The 22,304-nt window shown below is 43.0% G+C and carries 17 protein-coding genes; 14 read left to right on the forward strand and 3 right to left on the reverse strand.

Annotated features, from left to right (window positions below; translation table 11 throughout):
* Window positions 1-497 precede the first annotated feature (497 nt).
* The 12 genes from ACSAJE_RS01060 to ACSAJE_RS01115 all read left to right on the forward strand — a co-directional run bounded on the left by ACSAJE_RS01060 (window position 498) and on the right by ACSAJE_RS01115 (window position 14,579).
* Window positions 498-1,328 carry a DUF5685 family protein gene (locus ACSAJE_RS01060; RefSeq protein ID WP_458009480.1) on the forward strand — a complete coding sequence of 277 codons (831 nt, stop codon included), beginning with the start codon at window positions 498-500 and terminating at the stop codon, window positions 1,326-1,328.
* Window positions 1,328-1,783, forward strand: coding sequence for a J domain-containing protein (locus ACSAJE_RS01065; RefSeq protein WP_458009481.1), 456 nt, complete (start codon window positions 1,328-1,330; stop codon window positions 1,781-1,783). The genes ACSAJE_RS01060 and ACSAJE_RS01065 overlap by 1 nt, the downstream gene beginning before the upstream one ends.
* Window positions 1,768-2,343, forward strand: coding sequence for a hypothetical protein (locus ACSAJE_RS01070; RefSeq protein WP_458009482.1), 576 nt, complete (start codon window positions 1,768-1,770; stop codon window positions 2,341-2,343). Before ACSAJE_RS01065 ends, ACSAJE_RS01070 begins: the two co-directional genes overlap by 16 nt.
* A gap of 71 nt (window positions 2,344-2,414) precedes the next feature.
* Window positions 2,415-3,314, forward strand: coding sequence for a polymer-forming cytoskeletal protein (locus ACSAJE_RS01075; RefSeq protein ID WP_458009483.1), 900 nt, complete (start codon window positions 2,415-2,417; stop codon window positions 3,312-3,314).
* Window positions 3,315-3,328: 14 nt separating this feature from the next.
* Window positions 3,329-4,033, forward strand: coding sequence for a UMP kinase (pyrH, locus tag ACSAJE_RS01080; RefSeq protein ID WP_022026263.1), 705 nt, complete (start codon window positions 3,329-3,331; stop codon window positions 4,031-4,033).
* Between the two features lie 25 nt (window positions 4,034-4,058).
* Window positions 4,059-4,613 carry a ribosome recycling factor gene (gene frr, locus ACSAJE_RS01085; RefSeq protein WP_118690058.1) on the forward strand — a complete coding sequence of 185 codons (555 nt, stop codon included), beginning with the start codon at window positions 4,059-4,061 and terminating at the stop codon, window positions 4,611-4,613.
* A gap of 138 nt (window positions 4,614-4,751) precedes the next feature.
* Entirely contained in the window at window positions 4,752-5,468 is a 717-nt protein-coding gene (locus ACSAJE_RS01090) for an isoprenyl transferase (RefSeq protein ID WP_118690059.1), read from the forward strand.
* Window positions 5,469-5,481: 13 nt separating this feature from the next.
* Window positions 5,482-6,279 carry a phosphatidate cytidylyltransferase gene (locus tag ACSAJE_RS01095; RefSeq protein WP_118690222.1) on the forward strand — a complete coding sequence of 266 codons (798 nt, stop codon included), beginning with the start codon at window positions 5,482-5,484 and terminating at the stop codon, window positions 6,277-6,279.
* Between the two features lie 103 nt (window positions 6,280-6,382).
* A complete protein-coding gene (gene dxr / locus ACSAJE_RS01100; RefSeq protein ID WP_118506467.1) occupies window positions 6,383-7,546 on the forward strand; it encodes a 1-deoxy-D-xylulose-5-phosphate reductoisomerase in 1,164 nt (387 codons plus the stop codon).
* A gap of 46 nt (window positions 7,547-7,592) precedes the next feature.
* Entirely contained in the window at window positions 7,593-8,948 is a 1,356-nt protein-coding gene (rseP, locus tag ACSAJE_RS01105) for an RIP metalloprotease RseP (RefSeq protein WP_118690060.1), read from the forward strand.
* Between the two features lie 26 nt (window positions 8,949-8,974).
* Window positions 8,975-10,021: a flavodoxin-dependent (E)-4-hydroxy-3-methylbut-2-enyl-diphosphate synthase gene (gene ispG, locus ACSAJE_RS01110; protein WP_022026269.1), complete on the forward strand. Its 1,047-nt coding sequence runs from the start codon at window positions 8,975-8,977 to the stop codon at window positions 10,019-10,021.
* Between the two features lie 4 nt (window positions 10,022-10,025).
* Complete coding sequence (locus ACSAJE_RS01115) at window positions 10,026-14,579, forward strand: PolC-type DNA polymerase III (protein WP_118690061.1); 4,554 nt, start codon at window positions 10,026-10,028, stop codon at window positions 14,577-14,579.
* A 154-nt stretch (window positions 14,580-14,733) separates the two neighbouring features.
* On the opposite strand, the gene ACSAJE_RS01120 is transcribed toward ACSAJE_RS01115, so the two are convergent.
* From ACSAJE_RS01120 to ACSAJE_RS01130, 3 genes are all read right to left on the reverse strand, one after another.
* Window positions 14,734-16,938: an RNA degradosome polyphosphate kinase gene (locus ACSAJE_RS01120; protein ID WP_118690062.1), complete on the reverse strand. Its 2,205-nt coding sequence runs from the start codon at window positions 16,936-16,938 to the stop codon at window positions 14,734-14,736.
* A gap of 15 nt (window positions 16,939-16,953) precedes the next feature.
* On the reverse strand, window positions 16,954-18,525 hold the full coding sequence (locus ACSAJE_RS01125; protein ID WP_022026273.1) for a Ppx/GppA phosphatase family protein: 1,572 nt from the start codon (window positions 18,523-18,525) through the stop codon (window positions 16,954-16,956).
* Between the two features lie 328 nt (window positions 18,526-18,853).
* Window positions 18,854-19,270 carry a helix-turn-helix domain-containing protein gene (locus tag ACSAJE_RS01130; RefSeq protein ID WP_118690063.1) on the reverse strand — a complete coding sequence of 139 codons (417 nt, stop codon included), beginning with the start codon at window positions 19,268-19,270 and terminating at the stop codon, window positions 18,854-18,856.
* Between the two features lie 299 nt (window positions 19,271-19,569).
* Between ACSAJE_RS01130 and glmM the strand changes: the two genes are divergently transcribed.
* Window positions 19,570-20,913, forward strand: coding sequence for a phosphoglucosamine mutase (glmM, locus tag ACSAJE_RS01135; protein ID WP_022026275.1), 1,344 nt, complete (start codon window positions 19,570-19,572; stop codon window positions 20,911-20,913).
* A gap of 86 nt (window positions 20,914-20,999) precedes the next feature.
* Window positions 21,000-22,286, forward strand: a complete 1,287-nt coding sequence (gene tig, locus ACSAJE_RS01140; protein WP_118690065.1) for a trigger factor — start codon at window positions 21,000-21,002, stop codon at window positions 22,284-22,286.
* The last annotated feature ends 18 nt before the right edge of the window (window positions 22,287-22,304 follow it).

Consider the following 22,304-nt stretch of genomic DNA (forward strand, 5'->3'; position numbering starts at 1 on the left):
TTATTTTGTTACATCTCTGATGAATACATGCCTGAAGGATTGTCTGAGATGTCCCGGTCTAGCAAGGTATCATCGATTTTTGGACGGGACGCTTTCGCTACGATGCGCTACGTCACGTTACTTAATGTCTCTGAAATACGAGACATAAGTAACGACGAGCGCAAAGTCCCTTTCAAAAATGATGATTACCTTGCTTCCGGGACTTCGAGTTTCCGAAAGGCATGTAAATCAATCATCAGAGATAACAAAATCTAGAAATCACCAAAAACGAAAATGCGGCAAGGCAATTACTATAGTTCGCTGCTTGCAGAAATCACTATGTTGTGGCTGCAAAATACTTAGTATTCTTTGACATAATAAGCAATATGCGACCTAACAGAAGCTTTGGATGTGCGAAATTTGAGTTTTTAATATAAATTTAATTTTTCGTTTAACATCATACCATATTTTTATGTTATGATAAACAACGTTAGAAAAAAAGAGAGGATGGAAGTAGCATGTTTGGTTATGTAAGAATCCGTAAACCGGAGCTGTTAGTAAAAGACTATGAGTGTTACAAGGGTTTTTACTGCGGCCTGTGTCATTCATTGCGGGATAACTATGGGCTGCGGGGGCAGGTTACGCTGACGTATGACATGACATTTTTGGTGTTGTTGCTTTCATCAGTGTATGATCTGGCGGTAAAGGAGGAACACAAGCGATGCATTATCCATCCGGTAGGCAAACGACGTGTGATCCGTACGGAAGCAGCAAACTATGCAGCAGATATTAATATGCTTCTGAGCTATTATCATTTTGTGGACGATAAGCAGGATGAACATTCGCTGGCGGCATCATTGGGAGTTCAGATGTATCGTGGGCAGAGCAGACGATTGGAGCAACACTATCCAAGACAGGCAAGAGCAATTGCCGAGGGAATGCAAAGGCTTCATTTGTTAGAGCAGGAAGACTGCAGGAATGTTTCTGCTCTGGCAGATTGTTTTGGCCGCATGCTTGCAGAAGTATTTGCGTGGAAAGAAGACGGATTGGCAGATTTTTTTCGGGAAACCGGATATTATTTGGGCAAATTTATCTATATTATGGATGCTTTTGAGGATTTGCCGGAAGACACCCATAAGGAGAGATTTAACCCTTATCTGGGGACTGACCGTCGGGAACTATTACCGCAGGTCGAGGAGCAGCTGTTGACAGAGATCGCGGCTGCCGGAGCAGCATTTGAGAAGCTACCGTGCCTGGAGTATAGAGATATTATGCGTAATATTTTATATGCAGGAGTATGGAATCGCTTTGATATGATAAAACAGGAACTGCAGAAGGAGGAACAATAATGGATCCATATAAGGTGCTGGGGATTTCCAGCGATGCAACAGATGAAGAGGTAAAAAAGGCATATCGTGAACTGAGTCGTAAATATCATCCTGATGCAAATGCCAATAATCCGTTGAAGGATCTGGCAGAGGAAAAGTTTAAGGAAGTGCAGGCGGCATATTCGCAGATCATGGATATGCGCGCGAAAGGCTACGCAACAAATGACAGTCAGATGTCTGGCGGCTATAGTGCCGGCTATCAGGGACAAGGCTATCAGGGTCAGGGGTATCAAGGCCAGAACAGTGGACAGGGTTATAATCCATATCAGCGTGGTCAATATCAAAGTTATGGTGGTCAATATGGAAGAGATCCATATGCGGGCAGTGAATGTGGAACAGGCAATCTGTGCTGCGATCTTTGGTGTGCGGATACACTTTGTGAATGCATGGGAGGAGATTTGTGTACATGTTTCTAAAGTCTGGCAGGGTTAGTTATGGTGGTATGATCACAGCGGCCATGGTGGTGTTATTGTATTTGTCTTGCGTGTTTGAGAATTGTTCATTATTTTGCCTGGCGGCAGCGGCTTTCTTAGGAGGCGTGACAACTTGGCAGAGAGGGTGGAAGGATGGATTGCTGGTTTCTGCGGCAGCAGGTGTATTAGGTGCAGTGTTGTTGCCAAATAAATGGTATGTGTTGACATATGCGGCATTCGTACTGTATGTTTTCGCGTGGGAGTGCTTGGAACACTTTTTTTCAAAGAAACAAAGGATGCTTGCGTGGATACTAAAAGGAATATTGTATCATGTGCTTTTGATCAGTGCAGTTTGTAGCTATGTTTATGTATTTGGTTTCCAACAGCTTGTACAAGGATTCTTGCTGACGGTTTTGCAGCATTCTAAGATCTTGTTTGGTTTGGCGGCGGTACTTTTGGCAGAGGTGGTTTGGATCGTATTTGACAGGGCATATGCAGTATTTCGTATCAAATGGAGTCAGTGGATGCATAGAGCAGGGGCTGACGGGTCAAGCAGACTATAGACGAACCGGTAAATTCATGATATAATTAAAAAGTATGACTATGGTTATCAGACGGAGTTTGGTGACCGTATATGAGGTATTACAGCATAAAGGGCGCAGCAATGCGCAAAATGGAGGAAAATATGGGAATCTTTAAGGATGACGATGAAAAGACGACAGAGAATGTTTCGTTACCGGAGGATTTGAATTTGGATGATATCGGTGATGATCTAGGTTCATTATTTGATGAGGACAAGACGGACGATGCAGATATTGCAGATGATAATGTGGATAAGGATCTGTTAAGCCAGATTTTTTCGGATGGTGAGGATGTTTCAGAGAGTGATGATAAGACCTCTGATGGAGAAATGGATGAAGATTTGAGCAAACTCTTAGGTGAGATAGAAGATATTGAGGATGTGGCAAAAGAGTCTGCGGCGAAGGAAGCAGAGAAAAAGACGGCATCAAATCATAAGAAAAACAATAAGAAAACGGATAAGGTAAAGGAAAATAAGACAGCACATATGGATGCACCCGGAGAAGTGTCTGATGACACAGTGACGGTGATCAGTCAGGGAACCACCGTTAATGGCGGTATTAATTCGGCCGGGGCTGTTGATGTAATGGGTACGATCAATGGTGACATTACTTCCCGTGGTAAAGTAGCGATCAATGGTACAGTGACAGGTAATGTTTCCGGTGCAGAGATCTATGTTAATACGAAGCGACTGGAAGGATCTTTGGACAGCGAAGGAACTGTGCAGATCAGTGAAGGAACAGTGATCATTGGAAATGTTACCGGAACATCTGCGTATATTGCCGGAGCTGTGAAGGGAACGATCGACGTGCAAGGCGCGGTTGTCTTAGAGGAAGGCGCTGTTGTTAAGGGAGATGTTATTGCAGAGTCTTTGCAGATCAATCAGGGCGCTGTTTTGGACGGATCCTGCTCGTTGGATTATACTGATGTGGATATTGATAAGTTTTTTGCATAGAAATGAGGATAATTATGGCTAAGTATAAGAGAGTATTATTAAAATTAAGTGGTGAAGCTTTGGCCGGTCCGAATAAGACAGGTTTTGATGAGGCTACCTGCTTAGAAGTGGCAAGACAGGTAAAGAGTCTGGTCGAGGATGGTGTACAGGTTGCTATCGTGACCGGTGGCGGTAACTTTTGGAGAGGTCGTACCAGTGAAACGATCGACCGCACCAAGGCAGATCAGATCGGTATGTTAGCTACCGTTATGAACTGTGTATATGTTTCTGATATTTTCCGCTATGTTGGTTTGAAGACAAGTGTTATGACACCGTTTGTCTGCGGAGCGTTTACAGAACTGTTTTCAAAGGATAAAGCTGTGAAGGCGTTGGAAGCGGGAGAGGTTGTATTTTTTGCCGGTGGAACGGGACATCCTTACTTTTCAACAGACACAGCCACGGTGCTTCGTGCAATTGAGATCGAAGCAGATGTGATCTTATCCGGTAAATCCATTGATGGCGTATACGACTGTGATCCGGCCGTACATCCGGAAGCGAAAAAGTTTGATACGATTTCCATTGATGAGGTGGTCAATAAGCGTTTGGGCGTTATTGATCTGGCAGCAGCGGTTCTATGCATGGAGAATCATATGCCGATGATGATCTTTGGATTGAATGAAAAGAACAGTATTATTGACACAGCAATGGGAACAACGGCAGGTACGTTGGTAGAAGCATAGAGAATAAGAAAGGTATGGTGTAAACATGAGTGTATCATTAGGACAATTTGAAGAGAAAATGAATAAATCAATTGAAAGTCTTGCAAACGAGTATACGACGATCCGAGCAGGCCGCGCTAATCCGCATGTGTTGGATCGTATTTCGGTGGATTATTATGGACAGCCGACAAACTTACAGTCTGTTGCCAATATTTCCGTATCTGAGGCACGTACATTGGTGATCCAGCCTTGGGAGACAAGTTTGATCAAGGAGATTGAAAAAGCAATCTTAGTTTCTGATCTGGGACTTACGCCAAATAATGACGGTAAAGTGATCCGTTTGACTTTCCCGGAACTGACGGAGGAACGTCGTAAGGATTTGACAAAGGATGTCAAGAAAAAGGGCGAGGATGCCAAGGTAGCGATCCGTAATATCCGCAGAGATGCGAACGATTATATCAAAAAAGAGCAGAAAGCAAATGAAATTTCTGAGGATGAGCAGAAGGATGCGGAGGCAGAAGTACAGAAACTGACAGATCAGTTTGTTAAGAAAATTGATGAAATGGTTGAGTCAAAATCTAAAGAGATCATGACAGTATAGTATAACATAGTTTTGAGAGATTTTCTCAAAACATGGATCATAGGGATGGACGGAATGGGTCTATCCCTACTTTTCAATAAAGGAATATGGCGTCTGCTCCCGGGATGGGTGCAGTTGCGCATAGAAATGAGGATATAGATGAGTGATGAGAAGAGAGCCGTACCCAGACATGTAGCGATCATTTTGGATGGCAACGGAAGATGGGCTAAAAAGCGTTTCCTTCCAAGGAACGCAGGTCATGCAGCTGGCAGCAAAAACGTAGAAAAGATTTGTGCGGCAGCATGGGATATGGGCATTGAATACGTGACGATGTATGCATTTTCAACGGAGAATTGGTCCAGACCCAAAGAGGAAGTCGATGCTTTGATGAAGTTGTTATATAGTTACTTAAAGGATTGCCTGAAAACCAGTGAGAAGAACAACATGCAGGTACGCGTGATAGGAGATATTACGAAACTGGCACCGGATCTGCAGGATCAGATCCGTGAGTTGGAAGAGTTTTCGGCAAAAAATACCGGGCTGCATTTTCAGGTTGCCTTAAACTATGGCAGCAGAGATGAAATTCGGCGTGCGGTGACCAAGATGGGGAAAGATGTTAAAGACGGCATTTTGAATCCGATAGATATTACCGAGGACACGATTTCCGGATATTTGGATACAAAGGGAATACCGGATCCGGATCTTATGATACGAACCAGCGGTGAACAGAGGCTTTCTAATTATCTGTTGTGGCAGATGGCTTATACCGAGTTTTATTTTACAGATTGTTTGTGGCCTGATTTTAATAAAAAAGAACTGGAAAAGGCAGTAGAATATTATCAACAAAGGGACCGACGTTTCGGTGGTGTCAAATAGAAAGGGAGCAGATATGTTTAAGACTAGACTACTGAGTGGAATTGTATTGATGATCATTACGATCGCATTGATGATCTTTGGCGGTTTGCCATTGTTTTGGGTAATAACATTGATCACTGTGATCGGCCTGTTTGAACTTTATCGTGCCGTTAAAATGGAAAAGACAGTACCGGCGTTGATCGGATATGCCGCGAGTATTGGCCTGGATCTGTTGTTGGCGGCACAAAAAACGGACTATGTTATTATGTTATTGATCGGTGCGCTGATGCTTATGATGGCTTGTTATGTGATCGCTTACCCAAAATATTGCAGTGAACAGATCATTATGGTATTTTTTGGATTGATCTATGTGACAATGATGTTGTCGTATGTATTTCAGGTACGTATGCTTGAGGGAGGTCAACTGATAGTATGGCTGATCTTTATCGGAGCATGGGGCTCAGACACCTGTGCATACTGTGTCGGTAAATTGATCGGAAAGCATAAAATGCCATCTAAATTGAGTCCAAATAAGACCATTGAAGGATGCGTGGGGGGGATTATTGGTGCAGCTTTGATCGGCTTTTTGTTTGCACTGGCTTTTTACCGCACCCAGACCGCATTGTGGTGGCAGTTTGCAGTGGTTGGTGCAGTATCCTCTGTTATTTCACAGATTGGCGATCTGACAGCATCTGCGATCAAGAGAAATCACGACATTAAAGATTATGGGACATTGATCCCAGGTCATGGCGGTATTTTAGACCGTTTTGACAGTATTATTTTTACAGCGCCTATCGTATATTATTTAGTGACAATGTTTCATTCGCTGTAGGATTATAATAGGGTATTAAGTGTATTTTTGACTATGCATTATTTGTGATGCGGATAGTTTTACGAATGCAGGAGAAACTTTGAAATGGAGGGGTTATTTAACCATGAAACAGATAGCAGTACTTGGTTCTACAGGATCGATCGGAACACAGACATTAGAGGTTGTCAGAGCAAATGAAGATATGCAGATCGTAACGCTTGCAGCAGGGTCTAATATTGATCTGTTGGAAAAACAGATTGTAGAATTTACGCCGAAGTTAGTGTGCGTGTATTTGGAAGACAAGGCAAAAGAATTACAGGAGCGTTTGCATTTACGTAAAGATGCTGCGGCAGATACCGAGATCGTTACGGGAATGGATGGACTGATTGCCTGTGCAACCTATTCCGAAGCAACCATAGTTGTTGCAGCAGTAGTCGGCATGATTGGGATTCGTCCTGTGATCGAGGCGATCAAGTCAGGGAAAGACATTGCCTTTGCCAACAAAGAAACATTGGTGACGGCCGGTCACATCATTATGCCTTTGGTGGAGAAGCATGGCGTTAAGCTATTGCCGGTGGACAGTGAACATGCAGCTATTTTTCAGTGTCTGCAAGGCGAGGAACATGGCTCTTTACATAAAATTTTGCTTACGGCATCCGGTGGACCGTTCCGAGGTAAAAAGAAAGAGGAATTAGAACATATCCGCGTGGAAGATGCGCTCCGTCATCCGAACTGGAGCATGGGACGCAAGATTACGATAGATTCTGCAACGATGGTCAATAAGGGTTTGGAAGTGATCGAAGCCCGTCATCTGTTTGATGTGGATTTTGATCGTATACAAGTCGTTTTGCAGCCACAGAGTGTGATACACTCTATGGTGGAATTTGAAGATGGAGCGGTAATGGCGCAGCTTGGAACGCCGGATATGAAACTGCCGATCCAGTATGCCTTGACATATCCACATCGCCGTTATCTACAGGGCGAGCGGTTAGATTTTTGGAAATTGCAGGAGATCACGTTTGAGCAGCCGGATATGGACACTTTTGAAGGATTAGCTCTAGCATATGAGGCAGGACGTACAGGAGGCAGTCTTCCAACGGTATTAAATGCTGCGAATGAAATGGCGGTAGCATTGTTTTTACAGCATAAGATCGGTTATTTGGATATAGCACGTTTGATCGCTTGGAGTATGGAGCATCATCATGTGATCAAAGATCCGTCATTGGAGGAAATTTTGGCGGTAGAGAAAGACGTATATCGTTTGCTGAAAGAGAAGATCAAAGCATAAAGAAAGGATAGATGTCATCGGAAACGATGGCAGATTGGAGAAAACTATGAACATAATTGCAGCATTGTTGATATTCACAGTCATTGTGGTGATTCATGAATTGGGGCACTTTCTACTTGCGAAAAAACACGGTGTCGGAGTACCTGAATTTTCCGTGGGAATGGGTCCGAGAATTATTACGTTTGCAAAGACAAAGAAAGGGCCGGTTTGTCGATTTTTCTGTTCGCAAAAGAAGTTTGATGCCTACGAAGACTGGCAGGATGTAACTAAATATTCTTGGAAACTTTTACCAATCGGTGGATCCTGTGCTATGGTAGGGGAAGACGAGGACAATGATGCGGCAGATTCTTTTAATACAAAGGGTGTGTGGGCACGCTTCTCTATCGTATTTGCAGGTCCCTTCTTTAACTTTATTCTGGCATTTGTATTTTCGGTTATCATTCTGGCCAATAACGGAATAGATATTCCGCGTGTTCTTGCAGCGTATGACAATCAGCCGGCAAGTGAGGCTGGAATCAAAAAAGGTGATGTGATCCGCCGGATCAATGGCAAAAAAATTACGATCGGCCGTGAAATTGACACGTACTTGATGTTACATCCTTTGAGTGGAGAAGAGGTAAAGGTAGAGATCGAGCGTGACGGCAAAGAAAAGACAATCATGGTAGATCCGAATTATACCGCATATTTGTTTGGCTTTTCCTACAAACAGCAGAACACGGCAGATACGAAAATCTCAGATGTGAGCAAAGATTCGCCGTTTCAAAAGGCAGGCGTTAAGGCGGGGGATGAGATCTTGTCTGTAAATGGACGTACTGTGGATAATGGCGAAGAACTTGGCAAAGTCATGGAAGAAGAGAAAAAAGAAGGAGAAGCGATTTCATTTGTGATCCGCAGAGGCAGCGAAGAGAAAACGTATGAGATCGCACCAAAATCTTACAAGACCAAAACACTGGGAATATATGCTTCTGATTATCAGAAGGGTAATGCAGGACAGATTTTGCAGTATAGTTTGATCGAAGTAAAATATTGGATCGAGACAACGGTTGCCAGCTTAGGCCAGCTTGTGACCGGCAAAATGTCGATGAAGGAAGTATCCGGTCCGGTTGGTATTGTAGATACTGTCGGAACCATGATCAATGAGACGTCTAAGATCGGTTTGAAAGAAATGTGGCTGAGCATTTTGTATATGGCAGTATTGCTAAGTGCTAACTTAGGCGTTATGAACCTGCTGCCATTACCGGCGCTGGATGGCGGACGTCTGGTCTTTATTTTGATAGAAGCTGTGCGTGGTAAGCCGGTAGACCGCGAAAAGGAAGGCTATATACATTTCGCAGGTTTCGTATTACTAATGCTATTTATGGTATTTGTATTATACAATGACGTGATTAAGATCATTCATTAATACGGGAGAAGGATAGGTGAGGATAGATGCGTGAACAGACAAAAGTGATTCAGATAGGTGATCGTAAGATCGGTGGTGGCAATCCGGTAGCAATTCAGTCGATGACGAATACCAAGACAGAGGATGTGGCAGCAACGGTTGCACAGATTCATGCGCTGGAGGAGGCCGGCTGTGATATTATCCGTTGTGCAGTACCAACAATGCAGGCGGCAGAAAGTTTGAAAGAGATTCATAAGCAGATCCATATTCCGCTGGTCGCAGACATTCATTTTGACTATCGTCTGGCATTGGCGGCAATTGAAAATGGGGCAGATAAGATTCGTATCAATCCTGGCAACATTGGTGATGAGGAGCGTGTACGTGCTGTTGTGAATGCTGCTAAGGAGCGTGGGATCCCGATCCGTGTCGGCGTCAATAGTGGCTCTCTTGAAAAAGATATTATTGCAGAATACGGTCATGTGACGGCGGAGGGGTTGGTAAAGAGTGCATTACAGAAAGTTGCGATGATCGAAAATATGGGCTATGACAATTTGGTCATCAGTATTAAATCCTCGGATGTATTAATGAGTATCAAAGCACATGAGTTAATGGATAAACAGAGTCGTTATCCGCTGCACGTTGGAATTACGGAGTCGGGAACGGTTCACTCCGGGAACATTAAATCAGCAATCGGTATCGGAACGATTCTGTATGAGGGTATTGGAGATACGATACGTGTGTCTCTCACTGGTGATCCGGTCGAAGAGGTACGCTCGGCAAAACTTATTTTGCGGACACTTGGGTTGCGTAAAGGGGGCGTAACGGTTGTTTCTTGCCCAACTTGTGGACGAACTCAGATTGATTTGATCGGTCTTGCAACGAAAGTGGAAAATATGGTCAAGGATCTTGACAAAGATATAAAAGTAGCTGTAATGGGCTGCGTTGTAAATGGTCCCGGAGAGGCGAGAGAGGCTGATATCGGAATTGCCGGGGGCAAAGGTGAGGGTCTTTTGATCAAAAAAGGCGAAGTGATCCGTAAAGTTCCGGAAGATCAATTACTCTTAGCATTGCAGCAGGAACTTGATAGGATGTGATCGAATGGAAAAGTTACTACAGGAAACGTTTGCTGATCTTCGTTTGACGGCAAGGCAGCAGTCTGTTTTTGAGGAAGTATATGTAGAACGTCTGTGTCTGTTGCGGGAGCAAAAAAGAGTGGAGGTTCATATTGTCAGTGAACATATTATTCCATACCGTGAGATTGCACTGTTAGAGTACGCATTGAATCAGTTGTTTGATAAAGCAGGATTTACCGTACAGGTAACAGATCGGTTTCGACTGTCAGAACAGTATACGCCTGAGAATTTTTGGCAGGAATACCAGGACAGCATTTTGATGATCTTGAAAGAAAGCAATGTTCTGGAATTTAACATGTTTTATAGTGGAGAGTGTCATCTCGAAGGGGAGACACTCTATTTGTGCTGTGATGATGATATATTGTTTCGTGCCAGAGAGACAGAGGTGATCAAGAAAGTTCAAGATCTTTTTTCAAGAAAAGCCGGATTTTCGATCACATTAAAGATCAGTTACCGTGAACCGCAGATCCAAGAAGAGGAAGAGATCAGCTATCGCGATGTGATACAACATAAGAATCAGGTGCAGTCGGCGGAGGCATTCGGTACGGAGAAAGTACAAGGGTTCGAGCGTGGTTCCGGAACAAAAAACATGGGTGCACAAGGAAAAACCGCAGGAAGATCACAGGATCCGGGGACAGTCTCCGGACAGAAAGCACCTACAGAGACTGTCGTCAAGACCGCTGCGGAACCGGTTGTGGAGAAAAAGAACGATTCCGCAGAGAAGAAAGCCGGAGGAGAGAAAAAGACGTTTCGAGGCAGTCCTTACAGCCGAAAAGGTGGAAGAGGTTCGTTTCATGGCAATGTGGACGAAGAATGTTTCTATGGACGTAACTGTGATGGCAATATGGTCAAGATTGCAGATATCCAGGAGGATCCGGGTGAGGTTGTGATCGAGGGAATGATATTGTCTTCGGAAGAGAGGGAGCTTAAAAGTGGTAAGATCCTGTTAATGTTTAATATTACAGATTTTACCGATACGATTCAGGCGAAGATCTTTTTGGAGCCGGAAGTATTAGAATCCATTGGCGGAGAACTCAAAAACGGTAAATTTATAAAACTGAAAGGAATCCCGATTTTTGATACCTTTAGCCGCGAGATCACGATCAGTTCAGTACGTGGCATCAAACCGGGCAAAGATACCAGAGAAAAACGGATGGATATCTATGAGGGCCCAAAACGAGTGGAATTACATGCACATACACAAATGAGTGAGATGGACTCAGTAGTTCCGGTACGTGAATTTGTGAAGCGCGCAAAAGAGTGGGGACACCCTGCAGTGGCGATCACAGACCACGGTGTTGTACAGTCATTCCCGGATGCAGATCATGAAGTGGATCGTGACGATGCATTTAAGGTGTTGTATGGTGTCGAAGCATATTTGGTCGATGATCTGATCGAAGCGGTTCAAAATGATGAAGGACAAGCGTTTGATGATACGTATGTTGTGTTTGACTTGGAGACGACAGGAATTGGTCCTAAAAGCAACGAAATCATAGAAATTGGTGCTGTAAAGGTCGAAAATCGGACGATCACCGATCGTTTTAGTACCTTTATCAATCCGCACCGACCGATTCCATATCATATCACGAAATTGACATCCATTGATGACTCTATGGTTTGTGATGCGGATGGGATCGAAACTGTTCTTCCACAATTTTTGGAGTTCTGTGAAGGGGCAGTCATGGTGGCACATAACGCCGGATTTGATATGGGATTTATTAGCCAGAAATCATCAGATCTCGGGCTTGACTGCAAATTTACGATTGTGGATACGGTGTCTGTTGCGCGAGCACTTTTACCGGAACTTAAAAATTACAAATTACATACTGTGGCAAAGCAGCTTAATGTTTCTCTGGAACATCATCATAGAGCGGTGGACGATGCAGAGGCAACGGCAGAAATCTTTTTGCATATGATCAAGCGGTTGGAGGACAAGGAGATCAAGAATCTGACACAGTTAAACGAGGCTTGTATTCCGAATGAGGAGTCGATTCGTAAGATGCCATCGTATCATGCTGTTATCTTAGCCAAAAATGAAACCGGCCGCGTGAATCTGTATCGTTTGGTGTCAGAGTCTCATTTGAAATACTTTAACAGACGACCGAAATTGCCCAAGAGTCTGTTTATGAAGTGGCGTGAGGGCCTTTTGATCGGTTCAGCTTGTGAGGCGGGTGAGTTGTTCCGTGCACTTGTTGAAGAAAAGCCGGAGGAAGAGATTGACCGTTTAGTCCGCTTTTATGATTATTTGGAGATCCAGCCGATCGGGAACAATGAATTCATGGTTCGTGACGAAGATAAATATCCGCAGATACAGGATGATAACGATCTGAAGGAGCTTAACCGTCGGATCGTTTCTCTTGGAGAGGCTTATAATAAGCTGGTTGTGGCAACCTGCGATGTGCATTTTCTGAATCCGGAAGATGAAGTGTATCGCCGTATTATTATGTCCGGTAAGGGGTTTGCGGATGCGGATCAGCAGGCACCGCTATATTATCGAACAACAGAGGAAATGCTTGCGGAATTTCAATATCTTGGATCCAAAAAGGCAGAGGAAATTGTCATTACGAACACCAATCTGATCGCTGATATGGTGGATAAGATTTATCCGTGCAGTCCGCGAAAATGTCCGCCGTATATTGAAAATTCTGATCAGGATCTGCGTAATATCTGCTATAACAGAGCACATGAGATCTATGGCCCTGATCTTCCTCCGGTCGTCGAAGAGCGTTTAGAGAGAGAGTTAAAATCGATCATTGGTAACGGATATGCCGTGATGTATATTATCGCACAGAAGTTGGTGTGGAAGTCTAACGAAGATGGATACCTGGTTGGTTCCCGAGGCTCAGTCGGATCATCCTTTGCGGCAACGATGTCCGGAATTACGGAAATCAATCCGTTGCCGGCACATTATTATTGTTCAACCTGCCATCATTATGACTTTGATGATCCGGTGATCAAGGAAAATGCGGGAACTTCTGCGTGCGATCTTCCGGATAAGATCTGTCCGAATTGTGGGACAGTAATGAACAAAGAAGGTCATGATATTCCGTTTGAAACATTCTTGGGATTTAAGGGAGACAAAGAGCCTGATATCGACCTGAACTTCTCAAATGAGTATCAGAGTAATGCACACGATTATACGGAGGTTATTTTTGGTGCAGGTCAGACTTTTCGTGCCGGAACGGTTGGTACAATGGCGGAAAAGACTGCATATGGCTACGTTAAGAAATATTGTGAAGAACATGAGATCACAAAGCGCAGTGCGGAAATGGAACGTATTGCGAAAGGCTGCGTAGGTGTAAGACGTACCACAGGACAGCATCCGGGCGGTATCGTTGTGTTGCCGATCGGAGAAGAGATCTACACCTTTACGCCGGTACAACATCCGGCCAATGATATGACAACAAAGATCATAACGACACATTTCGATTATCATAAGATTGATGCAAACTTGTTGAAACTGGATATTTTAGGACATTTGGATCCTACAATGATCCGTATGTTAGAGGATCTTACGGGTAAAGATGCCTCGGAGATCCCGATGAATGATCCGGATGTGCTTTCTCTTTTTGCCTCGACAGAGGCGTTAGGTATTACGCCGGAAGATATTGGCGGATGTACGCTTGGATGTCTGGGTGTACCGGAGTTTGGAACTAACTTTGTTATGGGCATGCTGTTAGATGCTAAGCCAAAAAACTTTTCGGATCTTGTCCGTATTTCAGGACTGTCACATGGTACCGATGTATGGCTTGGCAATGCACAGTATTATATTAAAAACGGTGACTGTACGTTGTCTACGGCGATCTGTACCCGTGATGATATTATGATCTATTTGATCAGTATGGGCGTGGAAAATGAACGTTCCTTTAAGATCATGGAGAGTGTACGTAAGGGAAAAGGTTTGACACCGGACATGGAAGAAGATATGCGTGCCTGCAATGTGCCGGACTGGTACATCGAATCCTGCAAAAAGATCAAATATATGTTCCCAAAAGCGCATGCGGCAGCTTATGTTATGATGGGATTGCGTGTCGCATGGTTTAAGGTGCACGAGCCGTTGGCGTATTATGCGTCATATTTTAGTATTCGCGCGACAGCCTTTGATTATGAGATCATGTGTCAGGGCAGAGAGCGGTTAGAGTATTACATTAATGATTACAACAGACGCAAAAATGAGTTGTCTGACAAAGAAAAGAGTACGTTAGATGATATGCATCTTGTACAGGAAATGTATGCGCGAGGATTTGGTTTTTGCAAGATTGATATTTATCGATCCAAAGCAACCAGATTTCAGATCGTGGATGGGAAATTAATGCCTGCTTTTTCATCGATCGACGGACTGGGAGATAAAGCAGCAGAGTTGATCGAGGATGAGGCGAGCAAAGGGGAATTTTTGTCGCAGGAAGACTTTAAGACCCGGTGCAAGGTCAGCGCAAATACAGTAGAGACGATGGATAGGCTTGGATTATTCGGGGATCTGCCACATTCAAATCAGATCTCGCTGATGGACTTTCTGTGATAAGAATTAACAGCAAAAAAATAAAATGCGCGTTATCATGTATCATATCGCATAATATTCATGATCGTTTTCGTGAAAAAGGGGCGGTGCATTAAGCACCGCTCGAGCGCGAAAGAGTCGCAAGCGACTCTTTGTTCTGGTATTAGATTTTATTTTACTCTTCCGGAACAGAATGGAGAGGTTCAAACGTATGCGTATTTTTATTTTGCTTTTTACGTTCTTTTTGCGCACGCTTTGCTTCTTCACAGAAGTATTTCTGTGAGTTGAGTTTAGCGTGTCCGCCCTTTGCAGCACGTCGATAGGTTCCGTTTTTCTGTAAAATTCTTGCTTTTTCGTTATCCGCCAGTTGAATGTCCAAAATATGGATCACTTCAGCTTTTAATGCGTCATCTTCTACCGGAAATAAAATCTCCACACGTTTATCCAGGTTACGAGGCATCCAGTCTGCACTTCCCATATAGACTTCCTCGAAACCGTTGTTGTAGAAATGGAAGATTCGGCTGTGCTCCAAAAAGTCACCGACGATCGAACGTACCGTAATGTTCTCGCTGATACCCGGCATTCCGGTCTTGAGGCAGCAGATACCGCGTACAACTAATTCAATCTTAACACCGGCGGCAGCAGCTTCATACAAGGAGCTGATAATACCGGCATCGCATAGAGAATTCATTTTGGCGCGAATAAATGCTTTTTTACCCTTTTTGGCAAATTCTTTTTCTCGGTTGATCAATTGAGTAAAGCGGTCACGCAGGCGGATCGGTGCAATTGCTAATTTGTTCCAAAATGCCGGTTCCGAATAACCGGACAGCATATTAAAGACGGCGGTGGCATCTTCACCGATCGCTTTACGGCATGTAAGAAGACCCATATCGGTATATAATTTTGCTGTGCTATCGTTGTAGTTACCGGTACCGAGGTGGACATAACGTCGAATGCCATCTTCTTCTTTACGGACAACTAACGTGATCTTGCTGTGCGTCTTCAGACCAACAAGACCGTAAATGACATGACAGCCGGCCTGCTCCAGTTTACGTGCCCAGATAATATTGTTTTCTTCATCAAACCGTGCTTTTAACTCGACAAGCACGGTTACCTGTTTGCCGTTTTCGGCAGCAGCAGCAAGAGATGCGATGATCGGAGAGTGGCTGCTGACGCGGTACAAGGTCTGTTTGATCGCAAGAACGTTTGGATCTTTCGAAGCTTGTTTGACAAAATCAACAACCGGGTCAAAAGTCTCATATGGATGATGTAGAAGAACATCATGGTCACGGATCTGATCAAACAGATGATCTTCACCATTTAGCCATTTAGCAGGCTGTGGTGTATATTTTGGAGTGCGTAGCTTATCATATCCTTCCAATCCGGATAATTTCATAAGAAATGTTAAATCCAAAGGACCGTTGATCTTAAAAATATCTTCCTCTTTGATCTTTAACTCCTGACGCAGTTTTTTGAGCAGACGTTTGTCCATGCCATCTTCAACTTCCAAACGGATTGCCTGCCCCCATTGACGTTTTTTGAGCTGTCGTTCGATCTCGATCAGAAGATCAGCAGCTTCATCTTCTTCAATGCTAAGGTCCGCATTACGCATGATACGATATGGAAATACCGATTCAATCTCATAATTGACAAACAGTTTTCCAATATTTTTTTCAATGATCTGCTCTAACAAAATAAAGGTTTTTTCACCTTTTTGCTCGGATGGGATCTCGACAAAACGAGGCAGTACAGAAGGAACCTGAACCGTTGCAAAATCGGTATCATTGGAATCAGCTCCTTTCTTTTTGTTGCCATGTGACAGATAAAGATCGCGGAATTGTCCGCCTGCGGCTTTGTCTTTTTTCATGCGGAGAATAGCGCCGATATTTAATGTTTTGTTACGGATCAGCGGAAATGGTCTGGATGAATCCACTGCCATAGGAGTAAGTACCGGGTATACTTCATCGGTAAAATAACGGTCTACATATTTGGACTGTTTCTCACTAAGATTTTCATAGTGGGATAAGACGTGTACGCCTTCTTTTTCTAGGGCCGGGATCAGAGAACGATTAAAAATATCATACTGATCTTTAACGAACAAATGTGTACGTTCGTTGATCGCAGCTAACTGTTCTGCAGGGGTCATGCCGGAGATGTCTTTTTTGTTGTATTTTACCTGTACCATGTCTTTGAGAGAGGCAACACGTATCATAAAAAACTCATCTAAGTTGGACGACGTAATGCTCAAAAATTTAAGACGATCAAATAAGGGAAGAGAGGAATCTTTGGCCTCTTCCAGTACGCGGCGGTTAAATAACAGCCAGCTTAATTCACGGTTATAAAAATATTCCGGTTTGGAATAAGGTGATTTTGTACTCATGATAGAGTCTCCTTTCTATAGACACTTTTTTTGGCGGAGGACAGGGCGAATACCGAAGGCCTCTTCAAAAAATGGTGATTTCTGTATAAACATACCATGTTCCAATGTGATGTCATACAATGTCTGACCGGTGATGGTAAGATCATATCCGCGTTTGCGGACCGTAAAATTGGTGAATTTCTGTTGATGGCTTCGATCCATAGCATCGGCAAGACAGAGTATTGCATTTAGTTTTGCAATTTTGATATATTCTTCACGGCTGAATTCATTTTTAATCTCGCTGTATTCCGGAAAGTCGCCGGTTGTATATCGGATCACATAAGCAACGATCATACGTTCCTGATGGGATAATCCGATGATCTCTGTGGAAGTAACAATTTTGTAGGAGTTTTCACCGATGTCATTTAAGTTGAGAAAACTGCCACAATTGTGAAGTATCGCTGCTATCTGAAGAAGTAAACGATCCTTCTTGGTCAGGTGATTGGCTTTGCGCAGAGCATCAAACAGCTTTAAGGCAGCAATCTCTACCTGATGAATGTGTTCTGTATCGCAGCAAAAGCGTTCTGCCAGTTTGCGTGATACGGAGATGATATCATCCGAGAAAGGATGAGCCGGAACAATATGTTCTTTGCATTCGGCAAAATCAGCTGCCATGCCATCGCAGATCGTTATGCCGGACAACCACATAAACTCGGCATCTGTCTCTTCAAAAATATTGTGATAGATCATGGCAGTCGGCAAAAGCAGCTCTGCCTTGTCTTCAGAAATTGACAGTTCGCGGGCAAGATCATCCGGTGCCTGCGTGGAAATGGCATGATACAGTTCTTCGTATTCCTGACGGTTGACGGAATCTTTTTTGTTACCCTTTGAATCGACCGGCTGCAAATTGCCAAAATGGTGCGTGACCAGATATTTTACAAACGTTTGCAGCTGGTTGCCGACAGCAATAATATTTCGGACATTACAATCTTGCAAATACAGTTTAGAAAACGTATGCAGACTGTTAGAAATATATTCATGAACCAGATTCTGATAATTGATCACATCGCCTTGCATTGTTTGTAAAAACTCTTGGATACGCAGAGAACCTAACAAAATATTATGGGTCGTGATCAGGTTGTTTTTGTCGAATAATGATAATTGGATACTGCCACCGCCGACATCGACCAAAAGCGTACCCTTTTGGATCAGCTTGTGGAATGAGTTGGGCTGCAATGCGATGGCTTTATAGCATAGATAGCGCTGTTCGGAGTTGCTGAGGATTTTGATCTGAAAGCCTGTGCGCTGTTTCACCTGATCTAATACGATCAGATTATTATCGGCTTCCCGGAGAGCACTGGTTGCAATGATCATATAATCTTTGATGCGGTACTCCATCATCTTTTCCTTAAAGCCGAGTAAAATATTACAGAGCTTATCAATCGTGTGATAGCTGATATGTCTTGTGGAAAATGTCTCATATCCAAGACGCGCTGTGTGATGCAGATATTCCAATTCATGTACACCGTGTTTTTTGGAAATCTCGTAAATACGCATTGCGGTTTCATGACTACCGACATCAATTGCCGCGAAAACAGTTATTGCCATGAGAATATACCTCCTGTTCATGTAATGATAATAGTTTAAATCATTTTGTATAAAAAAACCATATATAACTGTCGAATTATATTATTTTTACAAATAATTTACGTAAATTTCCCATGCCTTATAACTGATCGCATTTCGTTTTTACAGTGATTTCCAGATTTTGTTGTCTCTGATGAATGATTTACCTGCCCTTCTGAGAACTCGAAGTCCCGGAAGCAAGGTATTCATCATTTTTGAAAGGGACTTTGCGCTCGTCGTTACTTATGTCTCGTATTTCAGAGACATAACAAAGTAAGAAATCACGTAAAAACGTTGCGTTCTGCGGCTATTATTTTGTAGGAATAAATCGATTCGCTTTTGTTTTCGTCTGCCGGGATGGATATTCGGTGACATTCTTGACCATCTGATAGACATGCTGGATCTCTTCGGAATTTAACTTTTGCAATAGTGGAATAAAATAGGCGAAGGATTGATACGTATTATCATCAGTATAGAAAAAGGTAAAGGGATCGACGTGAAGATAATCGCAGATGTTAAAGAAGCCTTCCAATGCCGGATAATTTTTACCGGATTCAATGGAATTAATGTAGTTTTTGTTTAATCCAAGATCCAAGCTCATTTGGCGTGCGCTGATTCCGGCCGCTTCGCGAAGTTTTGCAAGACGCAGTCCAAAACTGTGTTTGTTCCACTTTAAAGAAAACAATGTTGTATCACAAATATCATTTGTAGCTTTGTAAATATTCATACGTGCCCCTTCCTATTAGATAAAATATTTGATATCATCATAACAGGTTTTATTTTGGAAAACGCCATGTAGAAACAGGCGTTTAGGGGTATATGCCATAATGAAAGTGGCATAAAAAAGGAGCAATTGAGGAATATAAGCCGCATTGGAAACAGAACATTGATTTTGAAAAGCACATATGGTAAAATTGTAATGTTGTGTAAAGCACCGGTTGCTTATTAGGAGAATAGGACATAGAAGAGACAGCATAAGGCAGCGGGTAGAGTTGAAAGAGTGAAGAGTCAGAATGGAGGAGTAACGTGAAATATTTTGGAACCGATGGATTTCGTGGAGAAGCAAATGTTAATTTAAATGTAATGCATGCATATAAAGTAGGTCGTTTTTTAGGATGGTATTATGGAAAAGAGCACAAGGCGCGTGTGGTGATCGGTAAAGATACCAGACGTTCCAGTTATATGTTTGAAGATGCTCTTTGTGCAGGTCTTACAGCGAGTGGTGCGGATGTGTATCTTCTGCATGTAACGCCAACCCCAAGTGTGTCTTATGTTGTGCGAACAGAAAAGTTTGACTGCGGTATTATGATATCTGCCAGCCATAATCCGTATTATGATAACGGATTAAAGGTGATCAATGGCAAGGGACATAAGATGGAGGCTGAGGTTGAAGAAAAGATCGAGACATATATTGACAGTGAAGTAGATGACATTCCTATGGCAACCAGAGAAAATATCGGATGCACGATCGATTATGCAATCGGAAGACATCGTTACATCGGTTATTTAATGTCTTTGGCAACTCGTTCTTTTAAGAATATAAAAGTTGGATTAGATTGTGCTAACGGTTCTTCTTATTCCGTGGCAAAAGGTGTTTTTGATGCATTGGGAGCGCAGACATTTGCGATCGGCATGAATCCGGATGGAACAAACATCAATGATAACTGTGGATCGACGCATATTGATAATCTGCAGAAGTTTGTGGTCGAGAACAATCTTGATGTTGGATTTGCGTATGATGGAGATGCAGACCGTTGCCTTGCGGTAGATGACAAGGGTCAGGTGATCGATGGAGATGCGATCTTATATCTGTGTGGTTGTTACCTGAAGGATAAGGGAGAATTAAATAACAATACGGTTGTTACGACGATCATGTCTAATATGGGACTTTACAAGGCGTTTGATAAAGTTGGTATTTCCTATGAAAAGACATCCGTTGGCGATAAATATGTCAATGCCAATATGATGCAGTTTGGTCATTCCCTGGGCGGTGAGCAGTCCGGACATATTATATTTAGTAAATATGCGGTTACCGGAGACGGTGTGCTTACTTCTTTGATGCTGATGGAAGTTATGTTGGAAAAGAAAGAAAAATTATCCGAATTGCGAAAGGGACTTGTGATCTATCCGCAGGTATTGAAAAATATTCGCGTTAATGACAAGCCGGCAGCAAGAGCTGATGAAGATGTGATCGAAGCCGTGAAAAAAGTCGAGCAGGCGCTAGGCGAGAATGGTCGTATTTTGCTGCGCGAGAGCGGCACTGAACCGGTTATCCGTGTTATGGTGGAAGCAGAGACACAGGAGCTTTGTGAGCGGTATGTTGATGATGTGATCGCAGTACTGAAAGCTAAAGGACATGAGGCAAAATAATTAATTTTGAAAAAGCCTTGATTTTCGGAGAAAGTTCATGCTATAGTATAGCAATGTGATATTTTTATAAGGAGGAATTTACAAGAATGAGTGTACAGGTAGAAAAGTTGGAGAAGAGCATGGCTAAGCTGACAATTACAGTTGAGGCTGCAAAGTTTGATGCAGCAGTTGATTCAGCTTATCAGAAAAATAAAGGTAAGATTGCTCTGCCGGGATTCCGTAAAGGAAAGGCTCCAAGAGCAATGATCGAGAAAATGTACGGCACGGGAGTATTTTATGAGGATGCAGCCAATGAGTTGATCCCGGAAGCATATGAGACAGCAGCTAAGGAAAGTGAGCTTGAGATCGTTGCACAGCCTGAAATTGAAGTAACACAGATGGAAAAGGGAACGGATTTCATCTTTACAGCTACCGTAGCAATAAAGCCGGAAGTTACTTTGGGTGACTACAAGGGTATTGAGGTAGAGAAGAAAGAGGCAGAAGTAAGTGAGGAAGAGATCACAGCAGAGATCGATAAGGCAAGAGAAGCTAACTCCAGACTGATCACGATCGAGGATCGTGCTACAGAGGACGGAGATACTGTTATCATCGACTTTGATGGTTATGTAGATGGCAAGCAGTTTGAAGGCGGTTATGCAGAGGATTATACGTTAGTTCTTGGATCACATTCTTTCATTGATAATTTCGAGGATCAGTTGGTTGGCAAGAATCTCGGTGAGGATGTTGAAGTAAACGTAACATTCCCAGAAGAGTATCATGTAGACGAGCTTAAGGGTAAGCCTGCATTGTTCAAGGTAAAGATCAAAGAAATCCAGAAGAAAGAGCTTCCTGAACTGGATGATGATTTTGCACAGGATGTATCTGATTTTGATACATTGGATGAGTACAAGGCTGACGTTGAGAAGAAAATCTTAGAGAACAAAGAGAATCAGATCAAACGTGAGCAGGAAGATCAGATCATTGAGAAGATCATTGAGAATGCACAGATGGAGATTCCACAGCAGATGATCACTGCACAGACACGTCAGATGACACAGGAGTTCGCACAGCGTCTTCAGTCTCAGGGATTGTCTTTGGAGCAGTATATGCAGTTTACAGGTCTTACTCCACAGAAGATGATGGAAGATTTAGAGCCACAGGCTTTGAAGCGTATCCAGAGTCGCTTGGTATTAGAGGCAGTTGTTGTTGCAGAGAACATCGAGGCTTCTGATGAAGAGATCGATAAAGAGTTAGAGAATATGGCTTCTATGTATCAGATGGAGATCGACAAGTTAAAAGAGTTAATCGGCGATGATGAGAAGAAACAGATCGGAATGGATCTGGCAGTGCAGAAAGCAGTGGAATTTGTTGTAAAGGAAGCTGTTGAGAAATAATACAAACAGAAGTTAACG

Source organism: Jutongia sp. SJQ-6, from assembly GCF_054161275.1.